This window comes from Thermophilibacter sp. (genome assembly GCF_966187215.1).
Map to the genome: position 1 here is coordinate 1 of NZ_CBIFYV010000012.1, position 4226 is coordinate 4226.

The 4226-nt window shown below is 66.4% G+C and carries 3 protein-coding genes; all 3 read right to left on the minus strand.

The window, feature by feature from the left end; genetic code table 11:
• Positions 1 to 282 precede the first annotated feature (282 nt).
• On the minus strand, positions 283 to 1794 hold the full coding sequence (locus ACWTSU_RS01290; protein ID WP_455138100.1) for an IMP dehydrogenase: 1512 nt from the start codon (positions 1792 to 1794) through the stop codon (positions 283 to 285).
• 107 nt (positions 1795 to 1901) lie between these two features.
• Positions 1902 to 3194 (minus strand): glycosyltransferase family 2 protein, encoded by a 1293-nt coding sequence (locus tag ACWTSU_RS01295; protein ID WP_455138101.1) that lies wholly within the window; start codon positions 3192 to 3194, stop codon positions 1902 to 1904.
• Between the two features lie 20 nt (positions 3195 to 3214).
• The coding region (locus ACWTSU_RS01300; protein WP_455138102.1) for an RluA family pseudouridine synthase at positions 3215 to 4226 on the minus strand (1012 nt) is incomplete at its 5' end.

Sequence of the window (4226 nt, forward strand, 5' to 3'; positions counted from 1 at the left end):
TGCCGTGCACCTGCGGCACTCTTATGCATGTGAGTGAGACGGTCGGCCATAATGGCCTTCCGGATGGGAACCAAGACGTGCACATACGCCACATCGACGCATGTGCACGGAACGGGCGGCCATGAGGGGGAGCCGGCCGGAACCCAAGACATGCACACGCAGCAACCTGACGCATGTGCACGAGCGGCTCCGGACAAAGTGCGAGACGCCCGGAAGGCGCAGAAAGCGGCCCCGGGGCCGCTGGGGCACCGGGGCCGCAAATCGACTCTCTCCGGCCGGGCGCTACCGGTAGCTCACGCTGTGCTGGGAGTCCTTGACCACGACGTCATGCGCGCCGCCCTCGACGATGGAGGTGGAGCTCACGAGCGTCAGGCGCGCCTTCTGCTGCAGCTCCTTGATGTTGAGCGCGCCGCAGTTGCACATCGTGGACTTGATCTTGTAGAGCGTGTTGCGCACGCCCTCCTTGAGCGAGCCGGCGTAGGGCACGTAGGAGTCCACGCCCTCGACGAAGCCGAGCTTGGTGGCGCCGCCCTGGTCGTAGCGCTGCCAGTTGCGGGCGCGCGCGGAGCCCTCGCCCCAGTACTCCTTCATGTACTGGCCGTTGACGTTGACGCGCTCGGTGGGCGACTCGTCGAAGCGCGCGAAGTAGCGCCCGAGCATCATGAAGTCGGCACCCATGGCCAGCGCGAGCGTCATGTGGTAGTCGTAGACGATGCCGCCGTCGGAGCACACGGGCACGTAGACGCCGGTCTCCTCGAAGTACTCGTCGCGCGCGCGGCACACGTCGATGACCGCGGAGGCCTGGCCGCGGCCGATGCCCTTGGTCTCGCGCGTGATGCAGATCGAGCCGCCGCCGATGCCCACCTTCACGAAGTCGGCACCGCAGTCGGCCAGGAAGCGGAAGCCGTCGGCGTCCACCACGTTGCCGGCGCCCACCTTGACGGTGTCACCGTAGTTGGCGCGGATCCACTCGATCGTGCGCTTCTGCCACTCGGAGAAGCCCTCGGAGGAGTCGATGCACAGCACGTCGGCGCCGGCCTCGACCAGAAGCGGCACGCGCTCCGCGTAGTCGCGCGTGTTGATGCCCGCGCCCACCATGTAGCGCTTGTTGGCGTCGAGAAGCTCCTCGGGGTTGGACTTGTGCTGGTCGTAGTCCTTGCGGAAGACGATGCCCATGAGGTGGTCGTTGTCGTCCACCACGGGCAGGGCGTTGAGCTTGTTCTCCCAGATGACGTCGTTGGCGCGCTTGAGCGTGATGTCCTTGTCTCCCACGATGAGGCGCTCGCGCGGGGTCATGAACTCGGAGACCTTCATCGAGTGGTCGTCGCGCGTGGGGCGGTAGTCGCGGCTCGTCACGATGCCGAGGAGCTTGCCGTGCGCCGTGCCGTCGTCGGTGACGGGCATGGTGGAGTGGCCGGTGCGGGCCTTGAGGTCCATGACCTGCTCCATCGTCATGCTCGGGGTGAGGGTGGAATCGGACTGGACGAAGCCGGCCTTGAAGTCCTTGACGGCCCTGACCATGGCGGCCTCGGAGCCGGGGGTCTGGTTGCCGTAGATGAAGGCGAGGCCGCCCTCCATGGCGAGCGCCACGCCCATGTCCACGCCCGAGACGGACTGCATGATGGCCGAGACCATGGGGATGTTGAGGCTGATCGAGGGCTCCTCGCCGCGCTTGAACCTCACGAGCGGAGTCTTGAGCGACACGTTGGCGGGTATGTTCTCCGCCGAGGAGTAGCCGGGGACGAGCAGGTACTCGGAAAAGGTGTGGGACTCCCCCTCGAAGAACGTTGCCATCTGACGTGTCTCCTTTCGACCGCGCGCGACTGTCTTCAACCAAGCGTCACGTCATTGTAACATCCGCTCGCGGAGCGCACGCGCCCGCTCGCCGAGACGCGGGACGGCTACACGTTGTCTCCCACGATGTCGTCGACGTTGACCGCGATGTCGTGCTTGGTGGGGACCCACTCCACCTTCTTGAACAGGGCGACCACGTTGATGGGGATGTAGGTCATCTCGAAGATCGGGAACGTGAAGACGTTGGTTATGATGCGCCAGCGCTGCTTGGCGTGGATGTTCCTGCGCTCGGAGATCGTGGTGATGAGGCCGATCACGAAGAACGAGACGTACATCGACACGAACGTCATCACGAGCGAGCCCACGCACATGTCGAGCTCGCTGCGGGTGGCGATGAAGCCGTGGCTCAGCAGGCCGATGATCAGGTAGGTGGCGTTCACGAAGAACGACAGCAGCGTGAGGAAGTTCGCGGGTGCGATGGTCATCAGCATGTCGTAGCTCGCGAAGTGCCCCTTGGAGATGCCCTTGACGAGGTCGCGCACATACGAGAAGAACACCTCGTAGAAGCCCTTGGTCCAGCGCAGGCGCTGGGTCCACGACGCCTTGAAGGTGACGGGCTGCTCGTCGTAGAAGACGGCCGGGGCGTAGCCGATCTGGACGTTGTTGGCGCTGCAGAACGTGGAGAACTGGATGTCCTCAGTGAGGGTGTGGAAGGCCCACCCGTGCATGCCGCGCACGATGCTCGCCGAGACGTACCAGCCCGAGCCCGAGATGGCGCAGCTCGTGCCGCTCATCATGCGCGCGTTGTTGAGGTACTTGGCCTCGCGCATGAACCAGATCGCGTAGGCGGAGCTGATCCAGCTGGAGTCGAAGTTCTTGGAGTTGCGGTAGCCGGTGCAGACGAGGTAACCCGCGTCGAAGGCCTGGTTCATGACGGAGATGTAGTCCCGCGAGACGAGGTTGTCGGCGTCGAAGACGACGAACGCCTCGTACTTGTCGCCGTACTCGCTGAGGATGCGGTCGAAGCCGTAGTCGAGCGCCCAGCTCTTGCCGCGCCGCGCAAGGTCGTTGCGGTCCCATGCCACGGCGCCGGCCTCCTCGGCGGCCGCATGGGTACCGTCGGTGCAGGCGTCGCAGACCACGAACACGTCCATGAGCTCGCGGGGGTAGTCCTGCGAGAGGATCGAGCGCACGAGGTTGCCGATGACGGCCTCCTCGTTGTGGGCGGCGATCACGAAGGCGTAGCAGTGCCTCCGCTTGGCCTTAGGCAGCTTGACCATGCCCCTGAAGAGCACGCGGAGCGTGTAGAAGACCTGGTAGAGGTAGGTCAGCGTGTAGAAGAGCCAGATGATGAAGTTGAATATGACGATCGGCGTGAGACCGAAGCGGTTGAACTCCATGGGGCCACCCCTCGCGTCGCTTATCCGCGCCCGCCGGGGACGAGCAGCGGGCAGATCCTCTCGCCCGCCGGCGTGCGCCCCAGGGACCTTTCGCCCAGCGATTCTAGTACATCGGCGAGGTCGTCCGGCAGCGAGTCGCGAAGCTCTATCTTCTCACCCGAAATCGGGTGCTCGAAGGCGATGCGCCACGAGTGGAGGAACTGCCGGCGCAGGCCCAGGTTGAGCCGGTCGTCGCCGCGCCCGTAGAGCTGGTCCCCCACGAGCGGGTGCCCCACGTGGCGCATGTGGACGCGGATCTGGTGCGTGCGCCCGGTGTAGAGGTGGCACTCCACGAGCGTGTAGCCCTCGTCGCGCCGGCCCGCCTCGAAGCGCTCGAGCACGCGGAAGGTGGTGATGGCCTCGCGCGCGCCCGGGGCGTCGCTGACCGCCATGCGGAGGCGGTCGCGCGTCGAGCGCGCGATGCCCGTCTCGATGGTCCCCTCGTCGTGGGCGATCGGTCCGTGCGCGAGCGCCACGTAGCGGCGGTCGAGCACGCGCAGGCGGATGAGGTCCTGCAGCGCCCTCTGCGTGGCGTCGTCCTTGGCCGCCACCATGAGCCCGGAGGTGTCCATGTCGAGGCGGTGCACGATGCCGGGACGCTCCTCGCCCTGGAGCATCCCCAGGTGGGCGTAGCCGCAGTGCGCCACGAGCGCGTTGGCGAGCGTGTCGTCGATGTGGCCCGGGCTCGGGTGGCAGACCAGGCCCTCCTGCTTGGAGAGCACGATCAGGTGGTCGTCCTCATAGCGGATGTCGAGCGGGATGTAGGGATTGGGCGCGAGCGGGCCCGCCTGGGGCTCCGGCTCATCCACGAGCGCGCGCACGCGGTCGCCGAGAAGGACGCGCTCGGACTTGGAGGTGGCGGGGGTCTCGTTGATCGTGACCGAGCCGCCCTCCACGAGGCGTGCGCACGCCGAACGGCTAGGCATCCCAGCGCCGGCGGCGAGAAAGGCGTCGAGCCGCATGCAGTCGGCGTCGGGGCCCACGAGCAGGTTC

Coding starts and splice junctions, on each gene's coding strand:
- ACWTSU_RS01290 (WP_455138100.1), bottom strand. CDS start 1,794: ATGGCAACGTTCTTCGAGGGGGAGTCCCACACCTTTTCCGAGTACCTG.
- ACWTSU_RS01295 (WP_455138101.1), bottom strand. CDS start 3,194: ATGGAGTTCAACCGCTTCGGTCTCACGCCGATCGTCATATTCAACTTC.